This window comes from Pseudomonas lactis (assembly GCF_001439845.1).
Lineage (GTDB): Bacteria > Pseudomonadota > Gammaproteobacteria > Pseudomonadales > Pseudomonadaceae > Aquipseudomonas > Aquipseudomonas lactis.
The window spans coordinates 575,142-598,260 of sequence record NZ_JYLO01000001.1 but is presented as its reverse complement, the minus strand read 5'-3'; the positions used below and the strand labels follow the sequence as shown (position 1 = coordinate 598,260).

The 23,119-nt window shown below is 61.6% G+C and carries 23 protein-coding genes; 17 read left to right on the top strand and 6 right to left on the bottom strand.

From position 1 onward, the window contains the following. The first annotated feature begins 25 nt into the window (after positions 1-25). The 6 genes from dusB (at position 26) to TX24_RS02450 (ending at position 8,108) form a co-directional block, all read left to right on the top strand. The gene (gene dusB / locus TX24_RS02475) at positions 26-1,039 is read left to right on the top strand and encodes a tRNA dihydrouridine synthase DusB (RefSeq protein WP_003188182.1); all 1,014 of its coding nucleotides are present in this window, start codon (positions 26-28) and stop codon (positions 1,037-1,039) included. Next, on the top strand, positions 1,036-1,356 hold the full coding sequence (gene fis, locus TX24_RS02470) for a DNA-binding transcriptional regulator Fis (protein ID WP_002555375.1): 321 nt from the start codon (positions 1,036-1,038) through the stop codon (positions 1,354-1,356). Before dusB ends, fis begins: the two co-directional genes overlap by 4 nt. 82 nt (positions 1,357-1,438) lie before the next feature. Beyond that, positions 1,439-3,046 (top strand): bifunctional phosphoribosylaminoimidazolecarboxamide formyltransferase/IMP cyclohydrolase, encoded by a 1,608-nt coding sequence (gene purH / locus TX24_RS02465; protein WP_003188169.1) that lies wholly within the window; start codon positions 1,439-1,441, stop codon positions 3,044-3,046. A gap of 125 nt (positions 3,047-3,171) precedes the next feature. After that, positions 3,172-4,464, top strand: a complete 1,293-nt coding sequence (purD, locus tag TX24_RS02460) for a phosphoribosylamine--glycine ligase (protein ID WP_057709633.1) — start codon at positions 3,172-3,174, stop codon at positions 4,462-4,464. Between the two features lie 116 nt (positions 4,465-4,580). Next, positions 4,581-7,352: a hybrid sensor histidine kinase/response regulator gene (locus TX24_RS02455; protein ID WP_003188166.1), complete on the top strand. Its 2,772-nt coding sequence runs from the start codon at positions 4,581-4,583 to the stop codon at positions 7,350-7,352. A 159-nt stretch (positions 7,353-7,511) separates the two neighbouring features. Beyond that, entirely contained in the window at positions 7,512-8,108 is a 597-nt protein-coding gene (locus tag TX24_RS02450) for a MarC family protein (RefSeq protein WP_003171467.1), read from the top strand. On the opposite strand, the gene TX24_RS02445 is transcribed toward TX24_RS02450, so the two are convergent. The 5 genes from TX24_RS02445 to cobG all read right to left on the bottom strand — a co-directional run bounded on the left by TX24_RS02445 (position 8,105) and on the right by cobG (position 13,455). Beyond that, positions 8,105-8,884: a hypothetical protein gene (locus tag TX24_RS02445; protein ID WP_034134791.1), complete on the bottom strand. Its 780-nt coding sequence runs from the start codon at positions 8,882-8,884 to the stop codon at positions 8,105-8,107. The genes TX24_RS02450 and TX24_RS02445 overlap by 4 nt on opposite strands. A gap of 237 nt (positions 8,885-9,121) precedes the next feature. Then, entirely contained in the window at positions 9,122-10,759 is a 1,638-nt protein-coding gene (gene cobJ, locus TX24_RS02440; protein ID WP_057709632.1) for a precorrin-3B C(17)-methyltransferase, read from the bottom strand. Beyond that, on the bottom strand, positions 10,759-11,490 hold the full coding sequence (locus tag TX24_RS02435; protein ID WP_032893769.1) for a precorrin-2 C(20)-methyltransferase: 732 nt from the start codon (positions 11,488-11,490) through the stop codon (positions 10,759-10,761). Before TX24_RS02435 ends, cobJ begins: the two co-directional genes overlap by 1 nt. Next, positions 11,490-12,116, bottom strand: coding sequence for a precorrin-8X methylmutase (locus tag TX24_RS02430; RefSeq protein ID WP_034134789.1), 627 nt, complete (start codon positions 12,114-12,116; stop codon positions 11,490-11,492). The genes TX24_RS02435 and TX24_RS02430 overlap by 1 nt, the downstream gene beginning before the upstream one ends. Further along, a complete protein-coding gene (gene cobG / locus TX24_RS02425; protein ID WP_034134788.1) occupies positions 12,109-13,455 on the bottom strand; it encodes a precorrin-3B synthase in 1,347 nt (448 codons plus the stop codon). Before cobG ends, TX24_RS02430 begins: the two co-directional genes overlap by 8 nt. 38 nt (positions 13,456-13,493) lie before the next feature. On the opposite strand from cobG, the gene TX24_RS02420 reads away from it, so the two are divergent. Genes TX24_RS02420 through TX24_RS02405 form a run of 4 tightly spaced genes read left to right on the top strand, consistent with a single transcriptional unit; the run spans position 13,494 to position 16,139 of the window. Continuing rightward, positions 13,494-14,699, top strand: coding sequence for a bifunctional cobalt-precorrin-7 (C(5))-methyltransferase/cobalt-precorrin-6B (C(15))-methyltransferase (locus tag TX24_RS02420; protein WP_057709631.1), 1,206 nt, complete (start codon positions 13,494-13,496; stop codon positions 14,697-14,699). Beyond that, positions 14,696-15,421: a cobalt-precorrin-6A reductase gene (locus TX24_RS02415; RefSeq protein ID WP_057709630.1), complete on the top strand. Its 726-nt coding sequence runs from the start codon at positions 14,696-14,698 to the stop codon at positions 15,419-15,421. Before TX24_RS02420 ends, TX24_RS02415 begins: the two co-directional genes overlap by 4 nt. A 56-nt stretch (positions 15,422-15,477) precedes the next feature. After that, positions 15,478-15,810: a type II toxin-antitoxin system RelE/ParE family toxin gene (locus TX24_RS02410; RefSeq protein WP_057709629.1), complete on the top strand. Its 333-nt coding sequence runs from the start codon at positions 15,478-15,480 to the stop codon at positions 15,808-15,810. Between the two features lie 5 nt (positions 15,811-15,815). Further along, positions 15,816-16,139 (top strand): helix-turn-helix domain-containing transcriptional regulator, encoded by a 324-nt coding sequence (locus tag TX24_RS02405; RefSeq protein WP_014716718.1) that lies wholly within the window; start codon positions 15,816-15,818, stop codon positions 16,137-16,139. A 185-nt stretch (positions 16,140-16,324) separates the two neighbouring features. On the opposite strand, the gene TX24_RS02400 is transcribed toward TX24_RS02405, so the two are convergent. Beyond that, a complete protein-coding gene (locus tag TX24_RS02400; protein ID WP_057709628.1) occupies positions 16,325-16,576 on the bottom strand; it encodes a DUF6124 family protein in 252 nt (83 codons plus the stop codon). 286 nt (positions 16,577-16,862) lie between these two features. Between TX24_RS02400 and TX24_RS30230 the strand changes: the two genes are divergently transcribed. The 7 genes from TX24_RS30230 (at position 16,863) to TX24_RS02370 (ending at position 23,004) form a co-directional block, all read left to right on the top strand. Next, positions 16,863-17,243 carry a PAAR domain-containing protein gene (locus tag TX24_RS30230; RefSeq protein ID WP_003190958.1) on the top strand — a complete coding sequence of 127 codons (381 nt, stop codon included), beginning with the start codon at positions 16,863-16,865 and terminating at the stop codon, positions 17,241-17,243. Beyond that, positions 17,240-18,532 carry an S-type pyocin domain-containing protein gene (locus tag TX24_RS02390; RefSeq protein ID WP_244175810.1) on the top strand — a complete coding sequence of 431 codons (1,293 nt, stop codon included), beginning with the start codon at positions 17,240-17,242 and terminating at the stop codon, positions 18,530-18,532. The genes TX24_RS30230 and TX24_RS02390 overlap by 4 nt, the downstream gene beginning before the upstream one ends. A 172-nt stretch (positions 18,533-18,704) precedes the next feature. Beyond that, positions 18,705-19,187, top strand: a complete 483-nt coding sequence (locus TX24_RS30225) for a DUF6392 family protein (protein ID WP_082628734.1) — start codon at positions 18,705-18,707, stop codon at positions 19,185-19,187. A 328-nt stretch (positions 19,188-19,515) separates the two neighbouring features. Continuing rightward, a complete protein-coding gene (locus TX24_RS02385; protein WP_003188156.1) occupies positions 19,516-19,908 on the top strand; it encodes a DUF2946 domain-containing protein in 393 nt (130 codons plus the stop codon). Positions 19,909-19,955: 47 nt separating this feature from the next. Further along, positions 19,956-20,438, top strand: coding sequence for a copper chaperone PCu(A)C (locus tag TX24_RS02380; RefSeq protein WP_057702642.1), 483 nt, complete (start codon positions 19,956-19,958; stop codon positions 20,436-20,438). A gap of 10 nt (positions 20,439-20,448) precedes the next feature. Beyond that, complete coding sequence (locus TX24_RS02375) at positions 20,449-20,850, top strand: DUF2946 domain-containing protein (protein ID WP_032900381.1); 402 nt, start codon at positions 20,449-20,451, stop codon at positions 20,848-20,850. A gap of 93 nt (positions 20,851-20,943) precedes the next feature. Continuing rightward, a complete protein-coding gene (locus tag TX24_RS02370; RefSeq protein ID WP_057709627.1) occupies positions 20,944-23,004 on the top strand; it encodes a TonB-dependent copper receptor in 2,061 nt (686 codons plus the stop codon). The last annotated feature ends 115 nt before the right edge of the window (positions 23,005-23,119 follow it).

Here is a 23,119-nt window from a genome sequence, read left to right as displayed (position 1 = left end):
TCCGGCCCCACAACAGGGAAGTCCTATGTCGGCGGTACGCATCGGCCCATACACATTGCAAAACGGCTTGATCCTCGCCCCGATGGCGGGTGTCACCGACCAGCCCTTTCGTCAGCTGTGCAAGCGTTTGGGCGCGGGTCTAGTAGTCTCTGAAATGGTTACCAGCGACATGAGTTTGTGGAACACCCGCAAGTCGCGGATGCGCATGATCCACGAAGGTGATCCCGAGCCACGCTCGGTGCAGATCGCCGGTGGCGATGCGCAGATGCTGGCGGATGCAGCCCGGGCCAATGTGGAGCTGGGTGCACAGATCATCGATATCAACATGGGCTGCCCGGCCAAAAAGGTCTGCAACAAGGCCGCCGGTTCCGCACTGTTGAAAGATGAGCAATTGGTCGCCGAGATCCTGCAGGCCGTTGTCGGCGCAGTGGATGTGCCGGTGACCCTGAAGATTCGGACCGGTTGGGACCGGGACAACAAGAATGGCCTGACAGTGGCGAAGATCGCTGAACAGGCAGGTATTGCAGCGCTGGCGGTGCATGGCCGCACCCGTGCCGACCTTTATACCGGTGAAGCCGAGTACGACACCATTGCCGCGATCAAGCAGGCCGTGTCGATGCCGGTCTTTGCCAATGGCGACATCGACAGTGCCGAGAAAGCCCGGCGCGTGCTGCACGCGACCGGCGCCGATGGCTTGTTGATTGGCCGGGCCGCCCAGGGGCGGCCGTGGATTTTTCGTGAAATCGAGCATTTCCTGCGTACCGGTGAAGTCTTGCCGGCACCAGAGTTGGTCGAGGTGGAACGTATTCTGCTAGAGCATCTGGCCGCCCTGCACGCCTTCTATGGGGACGTGATGGGAGTACGCATTGCTCGCAAGCATGTCGGCTGGTATCTCGCCACCTTGCCGGGCGCCAAGGAATTCCGCGCTCAGTTCAATCGTTTGGATGAAACGCAGGCACAGGTCGCCACCGTTCGTGAGTTCTTCGCCGGACGCGACAAGAGCCTGGGAACAGGGGATGGAGAAGGGGTGGCCGCATGACGATGATGACCGAGACTTTAGTGAGTGGAACAACACCCGTGAGCGACAACGTCAATTTGAAACAGCACCTCAACACGCCGAGCGAAGAAGGCCAGACCCTTCGCGGGAGTGTCGAGAAGGCGCTGCACAATTATTTCGCCCACCTTGAGGGCGCTTCCGTCACGGATGTGTACAACCTGGTGCTCTCCGAAGTCGAGGCGCCCTTGCTCGAAAGCGTGATGAACTACGTCAAGGGCAACCAGACCAAAGCCAGTGAGCTGCTGGGCCTCAACCGTGGCACCTTGCGCAAAAAGCTCAAGCAGTACGATTTGCTGTAAGCATTCAATCAAACCAGAAAGGCGCCCGCGTAAAACCGGTCGCCTTTTTTGCTGACTTCCTTTGCTTTTGATGGAAATTGAGATGACCGACCAGACCACCCGCCTGCCGATCCGCCGTGCCTTGATCAGTGTTTCCGACAAGACCGGGATCCTCGAATTTGCCCGGGAGCTGGAAGCCCTGGGTGTGGAAATCCTCTCCACGGGCGGGACCTTCAAACTGCTGCAGGACAACGGCGTGGCCGCAGTAGAAGTCGCGGACTACACCGGTTTCGCAGAAATGATGGACGGTCGCGTCAAGACCCTGCACCCGAAAATCCACGGCGGTATCCTCGGCCGTCGCGGTATCGACGACGCCATCATGACCGAGCACGGTATCAAGCCGATCGACCTGGTGGCCGTTAACCTGTACCCATTCGAAGCCACCATCAACAAGCCAGGTTGCGACCTGCCGACCGCCATCGAAAACATCGATATCGGCGGCCCAACCATGGTGCGCTCGGCAGCCAAGAACCATAAGGACGTGGCCATCGTGGTCAACGCCAGCGACTACGCCAGCGTCCTGGAAAACCTCAAGGCCGGTGGCCTGACCTACGCCCAGCGCTTTGACCTGATGCTCAAGGCGTTCGAACACACCGCCGCCTACGACGGCATGATCGCCAACTACATGGGCACCGTGAACCAGGCGGCGCCAACCTTGAGCACCGAAGGCCGCAGCCAGTTCCCGCGCACCTTCAACAGCCAGTTCATCAAGGCCCAGGAAATGCGCTACGGCGAGAACCCGCACCAGAGCGCGGCATTCTACGTGGAAGCCAAGCCGGCCGAAGTGGGCATCGCCACCGCTACTCAACTGCAGGGCAAGGAACTCTCCTACAACAACGTGGCCGATACCGACGCTGCGCTGGAATGTGTGAAGAGCTTCGTCAAGCCGGCCTGCGTGATCGTCAAGCACGCCAACCCGTGCGGCGTGGCCGTCAGCCCGGACGCTGAAGGCGGTATCCGCCAGGCGTACGAACTGGCCTACGCCACCGACACTGAATCAGCATTCGGCGGCATCATCGCCTTCAACCGCGAGCTGGATGCCGAGACCGCCAAGGCCATCGTCGAGCGTCAGTTCGTCGAAGTGATCATCGCCCCAAGCGTCAGCGAAGAAGCCCGCGCCATCGTCGCTGCTAAAGCCAACGTGCGCCTGCTGGCCTGTGGCGAGTGGTCGGCAGACCGCGCCGCCGCCTGGGACTACAAGCGCGTCAATGGCGGCCTGCTGGTACAGAGCCGCGACATCGGCATGATCGGCAGCGACGACTTGAAAGTCGTGACCAAGCGCGCGCCGACCGAGCAAGAGATCAACGACCTGATCTTCGCCTGGAAAGTGGCCAAGTACGTCAAGTCCAACGCCATCGTCTACGCCAAGAACCGCCAGACCATCGGTGTCGGCGCTGGCCAGATGAGCCGTGTGAACTCGGCACGTATCGCAGCGATCAAGGCAGAACACGCCGGTTTGCAGGTGGTGGGTTCGGTGATGGCATCCGATGCGTTCTTCCCGTTCCGTGACGGCCTGGACAACGCCGCGAAAGCAGGCGTGACCGCCGTGATCCAACCGGGCGGCTCGATGCGTGATGCAGAAGTCATCGCCGCCGCTGATGAAGCGGGCATTGCGATGGTCTTCACCGGCATGCGCCACTTCCGCCACTGATTGATCGTTCCCACGCTCCGCGTGGGAACGCAGCCAGGGACGCTCCGCGTCCCTCGGACGCAGAGCGTCCGTAGAGGCATTCCCACGCAGAGCGTGGGAACGATCATCCTAACGAGGTTTTTGAAATGAATGTTTTGATCATTGGCAGCGGTGGCCGTGAACACGCCCTGGCCTGGAAAGTAGCCCAGGACCCACGCGTGCAGAAAGTCTTCGTGGCCCCCGGCAACGCCGGTACCGCCATCGAAGCCAAGTGCGAAAACGTCGCCATCGACGTGCTGGCCCTGGAGCAATTGGCAGATTTTGCCGAGAAGAATGTTTCCCTGACCATCGTCGGCCCGGAAGTGCCGCTGGTGGCTGGCGTCGTCGATCTGTTCCGCAGCCGTGGCCTGGATTGCTTCGGCCCTACCGCTGGCGCCGCCCAGCTGGAAGGTTCGAAAGCCTTCACCAAGGACTTCCTGGCTCGCCACAAGATCCCGACGGCCGATTACCAGAACTTCACCGAGATCGAGCCGGCCCTGGCTTACCTGCGTGAAAAAGGCGCACCAATCGTGATCAAGGCCGATGGCCTGGCTGCCGGTAAAGGCGTGATTGTCGCCATGACCCTGCAGGAAGCCGAAGACGCCGTGCGCGACATGCTCGCCGGCAATGCTTTTGGTGACGCCGGTTCGCGCGTGGTCATCGAGGAATTCCTCGACGGCGAAGAAGCCAGCTTTATCGTGATGGTCGACGGCAAGAACGTATTGCCGATGGCCACCAGCCAGGACCACAAGCGCGTCGGCAACGGCGACAGCGGCCCGAACACCGGCGGCATGGGTGCCTACTCCCCGGCGCCGGTGGTGACCGCCGACGTGCACCAGCGCGTCATGGACCTGGTGATCTGGCCAACCGTGCGTGGCATGGCCGATGAAGGCAACGTGTACACCGGTTTCCTCTACGCCGGCCTGATGATCGACAAAGCCGGTAACCCCAAAGTCATCGAGTTCAACTGCCGTTTCGGCGATCCGGAAACCCAACCGGTGATGCTGCGTCTGCAATCGAGCCTGGTGCTGCTGGTAGAAGCCGCCCTCGCCCAGGCCCTGGACAAGGTCGAAGCACAATGGGACCCACGCCCGAGCGTTGGCATCGTACTGGCGGCCGGTGGCTACCCTGCCGACTACGCCAAGGGCGATGCGATCGAAGGCCTCGACGCTGCCGCTGCGCTGGAAGGCAAGGTGTTCCATGCGGGCACCGCGCTCAAGGACGGCAAAGTTGTAACCGCCGGTGGCCGCGTATTGTGCGCCACCGCGATGGGTGCCAGTGTCGATGCCGCGCAACAACAGGCGTACAAACTGGCGGCGAAAATCGACTGGAAGGGCTGCTTCTACCGCACCGACATTGGCCACCGTGCCATTGCCCGCGAACGCGGCGAGAACAACTGAGCAGCTACACTTGCAGTAGCTATCCGTTCGGTTAGGTAAGGGCCTTTGGCCCTTGCCGTACCCTGTCGCCCCGCGCATAGTTAACCCGTGCATCCAACTACCGAAGGGATTTCGCCGTGCGCTGGCTCAGGATCGCCATAGGTTTCACAATCAGTCTGCTGACTTTGCTCTGCTTGCTACCGGCCCAGGCCGCCGCGCAAGGCAGTGGCTGGGCGGTATTGCTTGATGAACAGGCCGACCTGCAACTGAGCGACATCCGTTCCGCCCGCTATACCAATCAATTCAGCCCCATCGAACTGAACCGCATCACTGCCGCGCAGCCGGACGGTGCGTTGTGGGTGCGTTTCAGGTTGCAGCCCGGCAAGCACGAACAAGTGCTGCGGGTGTTCGCCCCGGACCTGTCCAGCCTCAGCCTGTACGTGCTGGACGGCGACACCCTGGTGGAGCAACAAATCACCGGCACTCGCCAACCCCAGGCTGAGCGCCCGCTGCCCAGCAGTGACTTCATGTTACCGATGCCCCAGAGCCAACAGCCTCTGGAGGTGTACCTGCGGCTGGTCTCGGAACACGAACTGCGCCCTTACATCACCCTGGAACCTGCAGTGCTGGCCGCGGCCAACCAGAACCAGACGCTGATCTACGGCCTGCTGTTCGGCGTGCTGTCGATGCTGATCCTGCACAACCTCACGCGCTTCGCCTACCACCGCTCGCGCAGTAGCCTGTGGCTGGCCGCGTGCGAGTTCCTGTTGATGCTTAGCCTGGCGCTGCTACTCAACCTGGTGGGGCCGTGGCTGCCGAACTGGCACGCGATCCAGACCCCTGGCGCCTACCTGGCCCTGTTGCTGACCGCACCCTGCGGGCTGATGTTTGCCTACCGCTTCTTCATGCCCCTGGGCCCGCACCCGCTGAACAAAGTGCTGATGGCCGACATCCTGCTGATCGTCCTGTGCGGCCTGCTGCTGTTGTTCGTCAACACTTTGCCGTTGAACATCATCACCTATGCCCTGGTCGCGCTGGCAGGCCTGAGCATGCTGTTTGTCTCGGCCTATCACTGGCAAAAAGGTTACCGCCCGGCGCGCCTGTTCGTGGCGGCCATGGTGGTGTTCAACATCGGCACGCTGATCATCCTGCCCGCCCTGCTCGGCCTCACCCTGGTGGCGCCACAAGGCCTGATCGTCACCCTGCTGAGCTTTATCTGCCTCAGCGGCCTACTGATGAGCCTGGCCCTCGGCGAGCGCCAGCGCGCCATTGTCGAAACCCGCTTCAGCCTCAGCCGCGACCTGGCGGCCAGCAACGCCGAAATCGCCGCCAAGGCCGAGTTCCTGGCGAAGATCAGCCACGAAATCCGCACCCCCATGAACGGCGTGCTGGGCATGACCGAGTTGCTGCTGGGCACGCCGTTGTCGGTGAAGCAACGCGACTATGTGCAGACCATCCACAGCGCCGGTAATGAGTTGCTCACGCTGATCAACGAGATTCTCGACATTTCCAAGCTCGAATCCGGCCAGATCGAACTCGATGATGTGCAGTTCGATCTCAATGCCTTGATCGACGACTGCATGAGTATCTTCCGCGCCAAGGCCGAGCAACAGAATGTCGAGCTGATCAGCTTCATCCAGCCCCAGGTGCCACGGGTGATCAGCGGTGACCCGACGCGACTGCGCCAGGCTTTACTGAGCCTTCTGGAAAACGCCCTGCACAAAACCGATGAAGGCGAAGTGCTGATCGTTGTCGCCCTGGATGAGCGCAGCACCAAGCCGCGCCTGCGCATTGCCGTGCAAGACAGTGGCGTACCCATGGAAGCTGCCGAACGCGACGCCCTGCTGCACAGCGAACTGCACAGCAAGAACTTCCTGTCGGCGACGCGCTTGAGCGGCCACCTGGGCCTGGTCATCGCCCGCCAGTTGATCCTGTTGATGAACGGCGAGTTCGGCGTCAAGAGCGGCAGTCACCAGGGCAGCACCCTGTGGCTGACCCTGCCGCTGGACCCGGAACGCCTGGAGCACCCGACCAGCGACCTCGACGGCCCGCTCAAGGACGCCCGTGTGCTGGTGGTGGACGACAACGACACCTGCCGCAAAGTGCTGGTGCAGCAATGCACGGCCTGGGGCCTGAACGTCAGCGCCGCGCCTTCGGGCAAGGAGGCCCTGGCGCTGTTACGTACCAAGGCGCACCTGCGTGATTACTTTGACGTGGTGCTGCTGGACCAGAACATGCCCGGCATGACCGGCATGCAACTGGCGGCGAAGATCAAGGAAGACCCGAGCCTTAACCACGACATCCTGCTGATCATGCTCACCGGCATCAGTAACGCACCGAGCAAGATCATTGCGCGCAACTGCGGGATCAAGCGCATCCTCGCCAAACCGGTGGCGGGCTATACCCTCAAGACCACCCTGGCCGATGAACTGACCCAGCGCAGCAAAGGTGCCCTCGTGGCACGCCCGGCCCCCAGCGCACCGGCCGCCATCACCGTGCCCAGCGATTTCCGCATCCTGGTGGCCGAAGACAACAGCATTTCCACCAAAGTGATTCGCGGCATGCTCGGCAAGCTCAACCTCAACCCAGACACCGCCAGCAACGGCGAAGAAGCGTTGCAAGCGATGAAAGCCCAGCGCTATGACCTGGTCTTGATGGACTGCGAGATGCCGATCCTCGATGGTTTCTCGGCCACGCAGCAACTGCGGGCGTGGGAAGTGAGCCACCAACGCGTGCGTACGCCGGTGGTGGCGCTCACGGCGCACATTCTCTCGGAACACAAAGAACGCGCACGCCAGGCGGGCATGGACGGGCATATGGCCAAGCCGGTGGAGCTGTCGCAGTTGCGCGAGCTAGTGGACTACTGGGTGGCGCAGCGCCAACAGCGCCCGGAACACGCCCCATCCTGACCTGAATACCATCCCCTGTGGGAGCTGGCTTGCCTGCGATCCAGTCAACTCGGTGATTCAGGCACACCGAGTCGATGCCTTCGCAGGCAAGCCAGCTCCCACATTTGGATCGCTGTCAGATAGACTCCTCCCCACTTCCCCCGCCCGCGAGCCACCCCCATGCTCCATGTGTTATTCAGCGTGTACCTGAAGATGCTGGTGCTCTACAGCCCGTTCTTTGTGCTGTCCTGCTTTATCAGCCTGACCCGTGGCTATTCCAGCAAGGAGCGTCGGCGCCTGGCGTGGAAAGTCGCACTGGCCACCCTGGTATCAAGCGTGCTGCTCTACCTGTTTGGCCGGGTGATTTTCAGTGTGTTCGGCATTACCGTCGACGCGTTCCGCATCGGCGCCGGCAGCGTGTTGTTTATCTCCGCCCTGGGCATGGCCCAGGGCAAGTCGGCGGTGCAGACCGACAATGTGCAGCAGGACGTGACCATCGTGCCGCTGACCATCCCCCTCACCGTCGGCCCCGGCACCATCGGCGCCTTGCTGGTGATGGGGGTCAGCCAACCGCACTGGGATGACAAGCTCACCGCCATCCTCAGTATTGCCCTGGCCAGCCTGACGGTGGGCGTGGTGCTGTACCTGTCCAACCGTATCGAACGCATTCTCGGCGACCAGGGCTTGCAGATTGTCAGCCGGTTGATGGGCCTGTTCGTCTGCGCCCTGGCCGCACAAATCATTTTTACCGGGGTACGCGGCTACCTGGTGCCCTAGATCCGGTATTTGGCGATCGCCATTTCGACTTTGTCACCGGCGCTTTCGCGCATCAGTTGGATGGTTTTCTCGTTGACCATCGAGGTATTGAGCACCAGGCAAGTCTGCCCGCTGAAGGCCTCGAACGAGGAGCTGTCCCACTCCAGGAACGGCAGGCCCACCTGTTTATCCACACCATGGGTGCTGTAGGTCACCAGCACCATGATCAACTCGCCGTCTGTTTCAGCGCAGGAGGCCAGGCCGAAATCGCCGCCCTCACGCACCGCGCAATTGCGCTTGAACAGCTCGAAAGACGCTGGCTGACGCTTCAATGCGTCCAGCGCATCGGCGGCCAGTTTTGGCAATGCGCTGAGCAACGGCCCGGACAGCGCGGTCGACGTCAGCATCGAGGCGATGATATTCAGCGCCGCCAGTTGCACCGTCAGGCCCTTGCCCGCTCGCGAGACTCGCTCAAAGCGACTGCGCAGCGGCAGCCACCCCAGGCTGACCATGACCTTGATAAATTCCTCGTACCACGCCTCGCTGCCCCGCTGGACCTTCAGCACATCGCTCACATAACTGCTGGCCAGCAGATAGCTTTTGCGCACGTATTCCCGGTTCAACGCCGACAAGCCTTCGGCAAACGAAATCACGCCGTTGTTCACCACGGCCGCATTGCAATCATCCTCGCTATCCAACACTGCCGTGGCCTGCCTGGCAGGTGCGCCCGGTAACTTGTAGGCGGCAATCAACTTGCGCCTTTTTTTGCTGTTGATCCTTCTGTGACGTCGCTCCATTTTCTGTTCTCCACAAACACCCCACATGGGGCTTGCTTCCACACTAGTCCAGGGAGCAGCGGGGTTTCCATGCGACAAACATCCCTTGGCCTGCCCCGCCCAAAACCAGCGCCCAGCAATAACAAGGTGCGAGCGGCAGGCTTCTGGTTTTCATCGCAGAAAAAAGAAAAAGCCCCGAACAACACCAGAGCAATCCCTGGGTTATTCGGAGCTTTCCGGCAGCCAACGGGGCTGTTTTCAGGAGTTGGGTTTGTCGCCATACCAACGTGGCGTGTACACCCACTCGCCGCCACCGGCGCGAGGGAACACACAGGTGGTGGATGAACCGATCAGCACCATGGTGCGCATGTCCACCTGTTCGGGGGTCAGTTGCCCCAAGGTGGTGACGCGCAGCGTCTGGCCTGGGCGGCCGATGTCACGGCCCAGCACCACCGGCGTCTGTGGCGTGCGATGCAGCGCGACGATCTCCAGGGCGCGCCCCAGTTGCCAAGGCCGCGACCGCGAGATCGGGTTGTAGAACGCCAAGGCCAGGTCGGCCTGGGAAGCCAGGTCCAGGCGTTTTTCGATGATCGACCAGGGCTTGAGGTTATCCGACAGCGACATCACACAGAAGTCATGCCCCAGCGGCGCGCCCGCCTGGGCAGCGGTGGCCAGCGAAGCGGAAACCCCCGGCAGGATTTCCAGGTCGACCTTATGCCAGGCCGGCTCGCTGGACTCGTGCAGCGCTTCGATCACTGCCGCAGCCATGGCGAATACGCCAGGGTCGCCGGACGACACCACCACCACCGAGCGGCCCTGCGCGGCCAACTCGAAAGCATGGCGAGCGCGCTGCATTTCTTCGCGGTTGTCAGTGCAGTGTTGCACTTGATCGTCCCGGAACGGCCCGGCCATGCGCACGTAGGTTTCATACCCCAGCACATCGGTGCAACGCGCCAGTTCCGCCTTCACCGCCGGCACCATCAGTTCAGCGGCGCCGGGGCCCAGGCCGATCACCGCCAGACGCCCGCGCGGGCGCCCCACCTGTGACAGGTCCAAGGGCTGCTCGGCCACGGTAATGCTGATATCCGCAACGGGTGTCAGCGCAGCAAAACGCAGCGGTACGCCCAAGGCCGACGCAGCTTCATGCAACGACGCGTCAGCCATCTGCAAGTCGCTGGCCAGCAGGCAGGCCAGGGATTGCACGGCCACACCCGCCTCTTGCAGCGCCGTGCGCACACGCTCGGCCAACTGCGCACCCGACCGGCAGATGACGTAGACATTCTGCGGGTAAATCAGCAACTCGTTGGCTGCCGGTGTGCGTTCGGCACTGCCTACATGAATCGCCAGGCGCGCTTGTTGGTCCTGAGGCAGGTTAGCGTCCTCCAGCCATGGCGCCGTGCCTTCGATACGCACGCTTTCGCCGGCCAGAAGGTCGGAGACAAAGCGTTTGCCCAACTCGATATCGGCCAATTGATAGCCCGCCGGCGGGTTGAGCAGGCAGGTGCCAAAACGCAGCTCGCCGCTGGTAGTGATGGCGGCGGACACACCGAGTGCCGCTGCAATGTCGCGCGCCATCAGGTTCACGCCACCCAGGCCACCGAGCAACGGCACCACGGCGCTGCCGTCTTCGGCCACCGCCAGCACGGCGGGTTCCTCGCCCTTTTCCAACAGCAACGGCGCCAGGGTGCGGATAACAATACCCGCGGCGCACAGGGCAATCAGTGGCGTGCCCTGCTGATAGAGCTGACGCAAGGTCGCGCCGAATTCGCTGTAGGTGCGGTCTGCACCTTCAACCCGTGTGGCCAGGCCATGGATCAACGCGCCGGGATAAACCTGCTGGAGCTTGCGCGCAGTCGCCAGGCTGCCCTGGCCCAGAATCACAATCGCCGGGGTCATCAACCTTGCCACCGTTCACCGGGCACGATGATCAGTGAGAAATACGGCGAAGACATCGGCTCCACCTGGTCCAGCGGCACGATCTTCTGGTTGGCCATGGTCGCACGCTCCACATACAACGCCCGCTCGGCCAGGCCCAACTCTTCCAACACTTGGCGCACCTTCGGGAAGTTGCGCCCCAGCTTCATGATCACGGCGGCATCGGCATCCGCCAGGCGGCGCTTGAGGTCCTCATGGGGCAATACGCCGGAGAGCACCGACAAGCTCTGGTTGCGATACACCAACGGCGCACCGAGTACCGAGGCGCCACCGAGCATCGAACACACGCCTGGAATCACCTCGGCGTCGTAGCGCTCGGCCAGGCGGTCATGCAGGTACATGTAGGAACCGTAGAAGAACGGGTCCCCTTCGCAGATCACCGCCACATCGCGGCCTGCGTCCAGGTGCGCGGCCACGTCGAGGCTGGCGTTGTCGTAGAAGTCGCTGATCACCTGCTCGTAGGACAGCGGCGCGGGCAGCACTTCGGTGGTCACCGGGTACACCAGCGGCATCAGGGTCTGTTGCGGCACCAGGTGGTCCTCGATGATGCCGAAGGCGTTGCCCTTCTTGCCCTTGGCCACGAAGTACGCCACCACCGGCGATTCACGCAGCAGGCGCAGGGCTTTGAGGGTAATCAGTTCGGGGTCACCGGGGCCGACGCCCAGGCCGATCAAACGTCCGCGCACCTGCATTATTCGACCTCCGTGGCCAGGGCATTGACGGCGGCGGCAGCCATGGCGCTGCCGCCCAGGCGGCCTTGCATGATCACGAACGGCACCCCACGGCTGTCAGCGGCGAGCATCGCCTTGGATTCGGCGGCGCCGACAAAGCCCACCGGGAAACCCAGGATCAACGCCGGTTTCGGCGCGCCGGCATCGAGCATTTCCAACAGATAGAACAACGCGGTCGGCGCATTGCCGATCACCACCACACTGCCTTCCAAATGCGGGCGCCACAGTTCCAGTGCAGCGGCAGAGCGGGTATTGCCCAACTCGCGCGCCAGCTCGGGCACGCTGTCATCACGCAAGGTGCAGATCACCTCGTTATTGGCCGGCAGACGCGCACGGGTCACGCCCTCGGAGACCATCCGCGCATCACACAGGATCGGCGCACCAGCGGCCAGCGCATCGCGCCCGGCCTTGCCCGCACCTTCGGAAAACTGCAGACCGTCGATGGCCTCCACCATGCCGCACGCATGGATCACCCGCACCGCGAGTTTTTCCAGGTCGGCCGGGATGCGGTCCAGGTTGGCTTCCGCGCGAATAATGGCGAAGGAGTTGCGATAGATCTCCTGACCGTCGCGGATGTAATCAATCATCGGTGTTGCTCCGTGGGCGAGCGCGTAACAGGGCGCCCGCCGCTTCAATGGAAAGAGTGCGCGCGTGCAGCCGACCGAAACCCGGGTGGGCTGCGTCGCGAAAATAGAGGTCGTAGTGGCCGGGGCTCACCGCCAGCAAGGTGACGGGCGCGGTGTGCGCGGCAGCGCAGGAGCGCGGGCAGCCGGACAGATGCACCTCAACGCTCGATTGCAGAGCGGCCAGTTGCACGGCGTCGGCCTTGGTGTCGGCCAGGCCTTTTGCGCAGCCGCTGGAGCCGGTGCAGGCAATCATGCGCGCCAGCGGGTGGCCGAGGGAGCAGATAAAGCCCAGTTGCGCCAGGCGCTCGGTCACGGCGTGAGGCTTTTCGACGTTGGGCACCAGCACGCCTTGCCAAGGGGTGAAGCGCAAGGAGCCGTCCCCATAGTCACTGGCCAGTTGTGCGGCGCCCTTGAGCATCGTTGGGTCCAGGCGGCCCAAGGGCGCGAGGGCGGCAACGTAGAACTGATTCTTTTGCACTTGTGGATAAGTGCCCACCTGCAGCGACGCGTCGCTGGGCGGGCGTGTGAAGCCGTCGACGGGCAGCAACGGCACCCGCAAATGGCTCAGCACGTTATCCACAGGCAAATGGCGCATGCGCGTTTGCTCTGGGGTGGCGAGGTCCAGAAACGCTTGGAGCACGGCCACCACCAACCCATGCCCCTGATGCAATGGCACGGCCGCCACGGGCGCATCCAGGCCCGGACAACCCGCCAGGCCGAACGCGAGCAGGGTTTCGCCATGGCGTACGAATGCCGACAACCACAGGTCGTGGTGATGCTCGAGCATCGCCAGGTCTTCGCCGCCGTCGAGTTGCACCGCGAACTTGGCCGACAGTTGATGGAAACTCGGATGGTTCTCCAGGGTGGCGAGAATCTGCGCGGCCAGCGGGCGGGTGTCGAACAGCATCTGCGGGTCGATGCCGGCGCTGGGGCTGAGCATCAGGTTGCGCACATCGTCACCGCCTGCGTTGCTGGGGCCCAGGCCCGCCGCCAGCAGCCGGGCGATCAACGCTTTCTGCTCGGCGCCGATGCCGCGAATCTGCAGGTTGGCGCGGTTGGTCGCCTCGATCACCCCGCCCGCATACGCTTGGGCCGCCTCTGCCACGGCGTGGGCCTGGGCGGCAGTGATCGCGCCGCCCGCCAATTTGACCCGGCAAATGCCGCCGTCCAACGCCTGGACAATACGCAGCAACCCCGGACAAGCCGAGGGGCGCAAGGTATTCACAGCAGGCGTTGAGTTCACGGGGCTACCGGTTGACGGGTAAAGGCGCGGTATTATGCCTGCTTTGTCCGGCGGCATGAAAAGCCTGCCCGTCGGATGTCGTTCAAGGAATTGATATGTCGCCCTGGCTGACGGTTGTAGGCATCGGTGAAGACGGCTTCAAAGGCCTGGGCAGGAATGCCCGGCATGCCCTGTTGCGCGCCACGCGGATTATAGGTGCTCAGCGCCAGTTGGACCTGCTGCCGCTGTGTATTGGTGGCGAGCGCCAACTGTGGCCGAGCCCGTTTTCCATGGAGCCGGTGTTGTCGCGCCGAGGTACGCCGGTGTGCGTGTTGGCCAGTGGCGACCCGATGTTCTATGGCGTCGGCGCCAGCCTGGCCCGGCAAGTGGCGGCTGAGGAGTTGACGATTTTGCCCGCGCCCTCGTCGGTATCCCTGGCGGCGGCGCGCTTGGGCTGGCCGTTGCAGGAGGTGGTGACATTGTCGGTAGTGGCGCGGCCATTGGCGGCAATCAACGCGCACCTGGCCAGTGGCGTGCGCTTGTTGGTATTGAGCAATGACGGCAGCAGCCCCGCCTTGATCGCCGCGTTGTTGGTCGAACGTGGTTTTGGCTCCAGCCGCATCCGTGTGTTTGAACACCTGGGCGGCCCGGATGAGCGGCGTATCGACGGGCACGCGCATGCGTGGGAGCAGGCTGCGGTTGCCGATTTGAACCTGGTCGCCATCGACTGCCTGGCAGATGCCGACGCACCACGTCTGTCGCGTCTTGCCGGCTTGCCGGACTCGGCCTTCCAACACGACGGCCAACTGACCAAGCGCGATGTGCGCGCCATGACCCTCGCCCGCCTCGCCCCCATGCCGGGCGAACTGTTATGGGACGTGGGCGCGGGCAGCGGCTCCATCGGTATTGAATGGATGCGCACCCATCCCAGCTGTCGCGCCTTGGCGATTGAAGCCAACACCGGCCGCCAAGGCCTGATCGAACACAACCGCGACGCCCTCGGGGTGCCCGGTCTGCAACTGATTCGCGGCAAGGCGCCGGAGGCGTTAAGCGGCCTGGAAACACCAGACGCCATCTTCATCGGCGGCGGCGTCACCCGCGACGGCGTGCTCGACACCTGCTGGCAACACCTGCGCCCCGGTGGCCGCCTGGTTGCCAATGCCGTGACCCTGCAAAGCGAAATGACCTTGATGAACTGGCGTGCCGAGCATGGCGGCGAACTGACCCGCATCCATGTGGCCCAGGCGCAGCCCTTGGGCGAGTTCGATACCTGGCGCCAGGCGCTGCCGATCACGTTGCTGGAAGTGATCAAGCCGCTATGAAAAGAATTCTGCTGCTGGGCGGCGTCACGGAAGCGCTGGCCATCGCCCGCACCTTGGGGCCTGAACACGTCTACAGCCTGGCCGGCGTGGGCCGCGTACCCACCGACCTCACCTGCCAGGTGCGGGTCGGCGGCTACGGCGGTAGTGAAGGCCTGGCGCAGTTTGTACGTGCCGAACGCATCAGCCTGATCCTTGATGCTACGCACCCGTATGCGGCGCAGATCAGCCGCAACGCGGCCGAGGCTGCAAGGGCATGCGGCGTACCTTGCTGGGCATTGCGACGCCCGGCCTGGCAGCCGCAGCCGGGGGATGACTGGCGAGAGGTCGCCGACTGGGCCGAACTGGTCGAAGCGCTCAAACCCTTCAAGCGCCCGCTGTTCACCTTGGGTCGCGAACCCTTGCAGCACCTCGACGAAATCCCCGCCGAGCAGTTCTGGACCTTGCGCGCGCTGGATGTGTATCCGGGCAACAAGCGCTGTGAAGTGATCGGCGCACGCGGGCCGTTCCTCATCGAGGACGAGCGGGCGTTATTCGAAGAACGGCGAATTGATGTGCTGATCAGCAAGAACAGCGGCAGCACCGCCACCGAGCCGAAGCTGGAAGTGGCGCGTGAGCAGGGGGTGCCGGTGTTGGTGTTGAAGCGGCCGGTGTTGGCTCAAGTAGACAGGGAATTCCTGTCGTCTGAAGAAACACTCAGCGCGTTGGCAAACTTCACTCGATGAGTCAGGATCGCTCGCCTGCTTGATTAGTAACCTATTTGTTACCTTCAAGATGGCTAATGATTGAGATCGAAGAATACCAACGCGACAACGATTCCAGTCCGTTCGATGAGTGGTTTTCATCCTTGAGTGTCCCAGCGGCAACTCGAGTTTCAACCGCTTTAGTTCGGCTTGAAACAGGCAACACCAGCAACATCAAGTGGTTCGATGGGCTAGGCGAATACCGTATCGACTGGGAACCCGGCTTGCGAATCTATTTGATACGAGAAGGACATCGATTAATCATCCTGTTCGGTGGTGGTGATAAGTCCAGTCAAAAGCGCGATATCAAGGTCGTAAAGTCGCTGATTAATGAGTATCAGCGTGACAAGAAATTGAAACAAAAGAGGTGACCAGCATGGCGCTTACCCGTAGCTACAAACACACCATCGCTGAACGTGCCCAGCGAGACCCTGCATTCGCCCAGGCGCTTCTCGACGAGGCCGCTACGCTATTTCTCAATGGCGAGCCGGAAATATCTCGCGTGATCCTGCGTGATTTAGTCAACGCCACAGTAGGCTTTGAAGGCCTTGCCAAACAAACCGCCAAACCTAGCAAAAGCCTGCACCGAATGCTTTCGGCCAGCGGCAACCCCAGCATGGATAACCTTGCGGCGATTTTTGCCGTGATTAGAAAAGCCCTGGGTGTCGATATGCAGGTCCACGGCGTACCCGCCGCATAATTTGCAATATCAACCAGCATGAATGCACAGCAACGTCAGCGGTGCTACAGGCAATCAGCATTCTTTAAACGCCACAATCTCATGTGGGAGGGAGCTCGCTCCCGATTGCAGTAGCGCAGCCAGCAAATCAGCAACTGACACACTGCTATCGGGAGCAAGCCCCCTCCCACATTTGTACTGTGTTGCTAGCGGCTTGCGGCGGTCCCCAGCCCGACACCACTGTGCATCCGATCAGCCAGCAACTGCGCCAGCTCGATCAACTGTGCAACACCCAGCAACTCCTCTCGTTTAGGGCCTTCCAGGTCAAAGGCCAGGTCGCAACTCAGCGCATTGGCCGAGGCGAGTGTTTCGCTGAGGTTGACCAACAGATCTTCAGTGCTGATTCCATCGGCCACGGTAAATAGCCGGATGGGGGTATTGAGGGTGTTTTTGTTCATTGTGAAGCTCCTTAACGCAAGGGGAGCTTAATCAATCCGGGCCGCGACGCCCGACCGCTTCGTTTGCAGCGGTGTAAGGAGACTAGATATGGAGTGTCCTAGGGGCAACCTCAAAGCCGTGTAAGACGTTTCTGTTTTTCCCAATACCTAGCCGAACGGACAGTTGTTTGGCTTTGCGCCTGCCAGCACCATCTTTCTTGCGCCATTTGCGCGCCATTCCCTTTGCATAAGTCAGTGCCACGACTGTGTTTGGGCCCTCCTGTGCGGATAATAAAAAGGACGAAACATGAAAGACACCGCTACCGAAATCCAACCATCAACTCGCCCAATCAAAGCCATCTACGACTACGCGACACTCGGCTCGAGAACGCGTATGGGCGGAGAAATTATCACTGCAAGCACCAGCCTAGAGATCCATGACTTGCGCATCGCATGCGTCGGCGACCGAGTGCGCTACCCCGATGGCAAAGAGAGCGAAATTGTCTCGGGAGCAGGTTTCGCAGCCACCTACAAAGGTCTGCCCATCGCCATTGTCGGCAGCGCTACCGACAACGGCGACACCGTGACGAGCAGCCTGCAAAACCTGGCTCAGGTGGTGGAGTACGCGGACGGCGAGGGTATTCCTGGTCTTCTAAAGGCTGGTTATCGCGTGGAGAGTCAGATGTGAGGCGCTACAACATCACCACCGGTTCAACCACCACGGTGGGTGGCAAGGTAACCAGCGGTTGTGAGGGCACCAGTTTCAACGGCGAAATGATCTCGAGGGAGGGTGACCGGGTCGCTTGTCCGGCATGCGGCACTGAAGGCTTCATCGCGCTTACCGGCCCTCATTTGCACGAAGAGTGGAACGGCAAACAAGCGGCACTGGAGGGTGATCTGTGCATCTGCAAATGCGATCCGCCGCCGGAGTTGATTGCCAATCAGAGTTCCAAATCTCAGGAGTTCGGTCCCCAACCTCAACGTGTCACCCCGATTGTAATGAGGCCGACTGCATCCGCCTCGCCCCCTGCGAATTATGCCGCGCCCGTTGCGTCGAATCGTGCCGCTGATACCTGCGTTTTTGCCAAATCCTGCGTTTCGGTACCGGCCGGTTCTACAGCTGCGGGCACCGCCCCGGAAAACGCCAAAAACTTCGGCACCACTGCCCTTATGGCCTCAACCGGTACCACGGGCGCCGTCGGCAGGGTAGCCGGCACACTCGGCAGCGACCTCGGTGCCTGGGCCGTACGAGGGTTGGCCGGCGCCGGTTCCGCCCTCAACCTCGTGCTGCTGGCCTTCTGGCCACGGGATATCGGTGACTCAACGCTGTACACCCCGGAGCAGTTGGAAGGGATGCGTTTGGCCAGCACGCGAGTGCGTTTTCAGTTTCGCCAGGATGAGTCCGGTGAACTGCGTGCTTACGGCCTACATACCCAACCTGGCAGTGGCGCCGACCGCGTACCCGTTGCGCAAGCCCGGTGGAATGAGGATCACAGCGCGATGGTCGCGGTGCTGGATGGCATCAGCATCACATGGACGCCGAACCTCGGCCCGGTTGTCAGCGTGCCGAGCCCGTATCCCGGAACACCGGAACGCTTGGATAACATGTTTGTTCATCCGATTGCGGTGGGGCAAGATTCGGCGATCAGTCACTATCCAGGGCGGGATGCAGAAAACATCACCTGGCAGGATACGATCATTTCGTTTCCGGCTGATTCGGGTGTGGCGCCGTTGTATTTGGTGTTTGCCAAGCCGGCGGTCAGGCCGTTGGAAGTTGATATTTACGGTGCGTTCAGTGGACGACTGCGCAACGGGTTGCACGTGGATCACATACCCTCGCAGGCAGCGATAAGACGTCATCTCGAACGCTATGCAATAAGCTTTACAGAGAAGCAGCTCAAGGAAGCGTTAAATAATGCTGCGAGCATTGCTATTCCGTCTTACATCCATCAAAAGTTTAGTGAGACTTACGGTTAGCGAAACACGGAGAAAAAGCAGACGTTAGATGCCGACGATCTTCGTCAGGCGGCAGACAACAATTTTGATGCTATCAAGCCATACCTCCTGGATCACGGCTTCGCTGAGACTGATCTCGAGATGGCACGCACCCGAATGCATAAGGTCAACGAAAACCAGGGGTGGTACTAGGATGGAAGCAGTAAACATTGATCGCTTGGTAAAACGCTTGGGACGCACCTACGATGATTTTGTTGCCGAGGGCTTACTTCGTGCCGGGTCAATAAAGCCATTATTTGAAAACGGTCAAAACTCCCATTTCATTCATAAACCAGAGCCAGGCGTTGAGCTTTGGTTTTGGGCCGAAACCATGAGATTGGAGCGAATCGTTTTTTGCCTGATTTCACTGGCACAAGGCGAGCCCAAGTATTCCGGTGAACTGCCTGTACCCCTCACCCTCTCAATGAACCAAGACAGCATCCGAAAAACGCTTGGAATGCCACACGAGTCCAAAGGGCCAGTGAAATTACCGTTACCGATTGGAGCTACAGGTGGATGGGATTCCTATCGACTCAGCTTGGAAACCCACTCAAACGCAAGGATAGCCGTGCAATATTTATCCGATAAAACCGTATGTGGTTTAGCGTTCACTTTGGTTGATATGGGCCGCGATTGACCGCGTTGACCACCCTCTTACCAAGCGCACATCAATGAACGCGCAAACGATTGAGCGGGGGGCTGGGCAGGTGGGAGCTGGCTTGCCTGCGATGCAGGCGACTCGGTCTTCCAGTTGGAACGAGGTGATGCTATCGCAGGCAAGCCAGCTCCCACAGTGTTCAGCGTCGCCTGGTGCGCTGCGTCCCTTCTACAAAATTGGCAAGCGGCCGTTCTCGTCTATCCTCAAACCCACCACTGCGACACCAAACCACACCCGCCCTTTTTACTTATCCCCCTCGATCAGGCTAAATACCCGCCTGATCGTTTAACCCTACGGATTATCCGCCATGGCCCGTCAACGCTTTGCAATTGCCTGGATCGCCTGCCTTGCAGTGCTGTTCAATGCGTTTGCCATGCCGTTGGCCAGTGCGATGCAGCAGACCGATGACCCGATCAAGCGTCTGATGTGGGGCGGGTTCTGTTCGTCCAATGGCGCCAGCCTTAAGGCGATTGCCCTGGGCAAGCTGGAAATCCCGGCACCGCCGGACGATCACTCGGCTATGCAGCATTGCTGGTGTTGCTCGGGTTCGGCGCCGTTGGTGGCGTTGCCGGGGCATGTGCCGCAGTTGTATGTGACACGCTTCGAGGCGGTGCAGAGCCTGCCGCCGCGCTTATTGCGCAATCCCACCCCGCGCCAGCAATGGCCAAGCCTTAACCCCCGCGCCTCTCCAACGGTCTGATTTTCTTCGCAAGTGAACTGCGTTTAGAACCGTTCTGGAGAACTGCCATGCTTAAATCTTCCCTGCTTCTGGCTGCGTTGCTGCTGCCGGTGTTCAGTGCTGCCAATGCCGAGGACTACAAGGCCGGCGACTTGGAGGTCAGCAATCCCTGGTCCCAGGAATTGCCGCCGAATGCGCCCACCGTCGCGGCGTACTTTGTGATTCATAACACCGGGGCTACCCCGGATCGCCTGCTCGGCGTTGAAACCAGCGTCGCAGAGAAAGCCGAGTTGCATGAGCATGTGATGCAAGGCGATCTGATGAAGATGCAACAAGTGCCCAGCGTCGCCGTACCGGCCAAGGGTGAGCTGACCTTCGCGCCGATGGCTTACCACGTCATGCTGCTGGGCCTCAAAGACCGCAGCCTGCTGGCCGATGGCAAGCAATTCCCACTGACCCTGACCTTCGAGAAAGCTGGCAAGGTCCAGGTGCAAGTGTCGGTGCACAAAGCGCCACCGATGGCCGGCCACGAGCATATGCACGCCCAGTAAGCCAACCTCGATGGGCGCCCCTCGCGCCAGGTTGTCTCCCCACTACCGCGTGAAGCGCGGCAGTTGGATCAGCCTGTTCGCCATGCTGATGATCTTTATCGGTCCGCTGATTTCCCAGGCGATGCCGATGGATCATCACGCCGGTATGTCCATGGAAATGCCCATGGAGATGCCGAGCGACCACGGCGAACCCCATCACACCCAAGCCCCCGCCGAACACCACGCACTCTGGGCCAAGTGCGGCTATTGCGACCTGCTGTTCAGTTGCCCGGCCCTGCCCGGCAGCGTCTCCTACGTAACCCTCGGCACCCCGCCGCCCGCCAACGCCCTCACCCCCGCCACGCGCCTGGGCCATGCCCGGCAGAGCATCTTCCCCGGCGCCCGTAGCCGTGCGCCGCCCATCGCTTCGTAAGCCCTTCACCGCGTTACTTCACCCCGGCCGACTTTAGACAGACAGCCGTAGGCTGCTGGCCGTGTTGTTTACGATTGATTGATGGAATTTGTCATGTCCAGGTTTTCTGCTGACACCCGTTTGGGAAGTACTGCCCTGCTCACCGCGTTATGCGGCGCACTATTGGCTGCCCACGCTCACGCCGGCGAGCATGAGCTGAGCCCCACGGTCATCACCGCTATCGCCCCCAGCTCACCGCTGACCGTGGTCACCAACCCCAAAGACCCGCGCCAACCGGTGCCCGCCAGCGATGGCGGCGACTACCTCAAGACCATCCCCGGCTTCGCCCTGGTGCGCAACGGCGGCACCAATGGCGACCCGGTGCTGCGCGGCATGTTCGGCTCGCGCCTGAATATCCTCACCAACGGCGGCATGATGCTCGGCGCGTGCCCTGGGCGGATGGATGCCCCCACCTCGTACATCTCGCCGGAAACCTACGACAAGCTCACCGTAATCAAAGGCCCGCAAACCGTGCTATGGGGCCCAGGCGCGTCTGCCGGCACCATCCTGTTCGAGCGTGAGCCGGAGCAGTTCGGCGAGTTGGGCACGCGGGTCAACGCCAGCGTATTGGCCGGCTCCAACGGGCGTTTCGACAAGGTCATCGATGCCGCTGCTGGCGGCCCATTGGGCTACATGCGCTTTATCGGCAACCAGGCCCATGCCGACGATTACAAGGACGGCAACAACGACACCGTCGCCTCGCGCTATGACAAGTGGAACGGTGACGTGGCCGTGGGCTTCACGCCCGACGCCGACACCCTGCTGGAACTCACCGCCGGGCGTGGCGACGGCGAGGCGCGCTACGCCGGGCGTGGCATGGACGGCTCGCAGTTCCTGCGCGAAAGCCTGGGGCTGCGTTTCGAGAAATCCAATCTCGGCGAGGTGTTGGATAAGGTCGAAGCCCAGGTCTACTACAACTACGCCGACCATGTGATGGACAACTACAGCCTGCGCGTCCCTTCGGGCACCGGCATGATGGCGGGGCCCATGGCGTCTAACGTCGACCGCCGCACCCTTGGCGCACGCATCAAGGCGACCTGGCGCTGGGCGGATGTGCAATTGATCAGCGGCCTGGATGCGCAGACCAATGAACACCGTGCGCGCAGCAGTATGGGCATCGACACCTACAAGGATTTGCCGCGCAACAAGGACGCCAATTTCCACAACTACGGCGTGTTCGGCGAATTGACCTGGTACGCCGCCGACAACGATCGCCTGATCACCGGCGCACGCCTGGACCGCGCCTCGGCGAAGGATTTTCGTCAACGCACCGGCTCGGGAATGATGTCGCGCCCGAACCCGACTGCCGGCGACACCCGCGCCGATACATTGCCCTCGGGCTTTGTGCGTTATGAGCACGACCTGGCGGACACCCCCACCACGCTGTATGCCGGCCTGGGCCACGCGCAACGTTTCCCGGATTACTGGGAACTGTTTTCCCCCAACACCGGCGCGGGCGGCTCGGTGAATGCCTTCGACAGCGTGAAACCGGAGAAAACCACCCAGCTCGACTTCGGCGCCCAGTACAAGAGCGCCGACCTGGAAGCCTGGGCCTCGGGCTATGTCGGCCAGGTGCGCGACTTCATCCTGTTCGACTACAGGCCCGGCATGATGGGCATCACCTCCCAGGCGCGCAATGTGGACGCACGCATCATGGGCGGCGAAGTGGGCGCGGCGTACAAGCTGAGCCAACACTGGAAAGCCGACGCCAGCCTCGCCTATGCCTGGGGCAAGAACAGCAGCGACGGCAAGGCCCTGCCACAAATGCCACCACTGGACACGCGCCTGGGCCTGACTTACAGCGAAGACGACTGGAGCGCCGGCGCCTTGTGGCGGCTAGTTGCTGCACAAAACCGCATCGACTCGAACAAGGGCAACGTGGTTGGCAAGGACTACGACAAAAGTGGCGGCTTTGGCGTGTTCTCGTTGAATGCGGCATACCGCATCAACAAGAACTTCAAGGTCAGCACCGGGGTCGACAATTTGTTCGGCAAGGCTTATGCCGAGCACTTGAACCTGGCCGGTAACGCAGGCTTCGGTTACCCGGCGAACGACCCGCAGGCCATCAAGGAGCCGGGGCGTACGCTCTGGACCAAGGTGGACATGAGCTTCTAAAAGCATCGCAGGCAAGCCAGCTCCCACAGATGGATTACAGGCCCCTGTGGGAGCTGGCTTGCCTGCGATGACGATGTAACAGACCAAGAAAAATCAAAAGCCTTGTGCGGAGCAC

What these genes read in the sequence shown, in the direction of transcription:
- dusB (WP_003188182.1), top strand. Translation starts at nt 26, where the DNA reads ATGTCGGCGGTACGCATCGGCCCATACACATTGCAAAACGGCTTGATC.
- fis (WP_002555375.1), top strand. Translation starts at nt 1,036, where the DNA reads ATGACGATGATGACCGAGACTTTAGTGAGTGGAACAACACCCGTGAGC.
- purH (WP_003188169.1), top strand. Translation starts at nt 1,439, where the DNA reads ATGACCGACCAGACCACCCGCCTGCCGATCCGCCGTGCCTTGATCAGT.
- purD (WP_057709633.1), top strand. Translation starts at nt 3,172, where the DNA reads ATGAATGTTTTGATCATTGGCAGCGGTGGCCGTGAACACGCCCTGGCC.
- TX24_RS02450 (WP_003171467.1), top strand. Translation starts at nt 7,512, where the DNA reads ATGCTCCATGTGTTATTCAGCGTGTACCTGAAGATGCTGGTGCTCTAC.
- TX24_RS02445 (WP_034134791.1), bottom strand. Translation starts at nt 8,884, where the DNA reads ATGGAGCGACGTCACAGAAGGATCAACAGCAAAAAAAGGCGCAAGTTG.
- cobJ (WP_057709632.1), bottom strand. Translation starts at nt 10,759, where the DNA reads ATGACCCCGGCGATTGTGATTCTGGGCCAGGGCAGCCTGGCGACTGCG.
- TX24_RS02435 (WP_032893769.1), bottom strand. Translation starts at nt 11,490, where the DNA reads ATGCAGGTGCGCGGACGTTTGATCGGCCTGGGCGTCGGCCCCGGTGAC.
- TX24_RS02430 (WP_034134789.1), bottom strand. Translation starts at nt 12,116, where the DNA reads ATGATTGATTACATCCGCGACGGTCAGGAGATCTATCGCAACTCCTTC.
- cobG (WP_034134788.1), bottom strand. Translation starts at nt 13,455, where the DNA reads ATGCCGCCGGACAAAGCAGGCATAATACCGCGCCTTTACCCGTCAACC.
- TX24_RS02420 (WP_057709631.1), top strand. Translation starts at nt 13,494, where the DNA reads ATGTCGCCCTGGCTGACGGTTGTAGGCATCGGTGAAGACGGCTTCAAA.
- TX24_RS02415 (WP_057709630.1), top strand. Translation starts at nt 14,696, where the DNA reads ATGAAAAGAATTCTGCTGCTGGGCGGCGTCACGGAAGCGCTGGCCATC.
- TX24_RS02410 (WP_057709629.1), top strand. Translation starts at nt 15,478, where the DNA reads ATGATTGAGATCGAAGAATACCAACGCGACAACGATTCCAGTCCGTTC.
- TX24_RS02405 (WP_014716718.1), top strand. Translation starts at nt 15,816, where the DNA reads ATGGCGCTTACCCGTAGCTACAAACACACCATCGCTGAACGTGCCCAG.
- TX24_RS02400 (WP_057709628.1), bottom strand. Translation starts at nt 16,576, where the DNA reads ATGAACAAAAACACCCTCAATACCCCCATCCGGCTATTTACCGTGGCC.
- TX24_RS30230 (WP_003190958.1), top strand. Translation starts at nt 16,863, where the DNA reads ATGAAAGACACCGCTACCGAAATCCAACCATCAACTCGCCCAATCAAA.
- TX24_RS30225 (WP_082628734.1), top strand. Translation starts at nt 18,705, where the DNA reads ATGGAAGCAGTAAACATTGATCGCTTGGTAAAACGCTTGGGACGCACC.
- TX24_RS02385 (WP_003188156.1), top strand. Translation starts at nt 19,516, where the DNA reads ATGGCCCGTCAACGCTTTGCAATTGCCTGGATCGCCTGCCTTGCAGTG.
- TX24_RS02380 (WP_057702642.1), top strand. Translation starts at nt 19,956, where the DNA reads ATGCTTAAATCTTCCCTGCTTCTGGCTGCGTTGCTGCTGCCGGTGTTC.
- TX24_RS02375 (WP_032900381.1), top strand. Translation starts at nt 20,449, where the DNA reads ATGGGCGCCCCTCGCGCCAGGTTGTCTCCCCACTACCGCGTGAAGCGC.
- TX24_RS02370 (WP_057709627.1), top strand. Translation starts at nt 20,944, where the DNA reads ATGTCCAGGTTTTCTGCTGACACCCGTTTGGGAAGTACTGCCCTGCTC.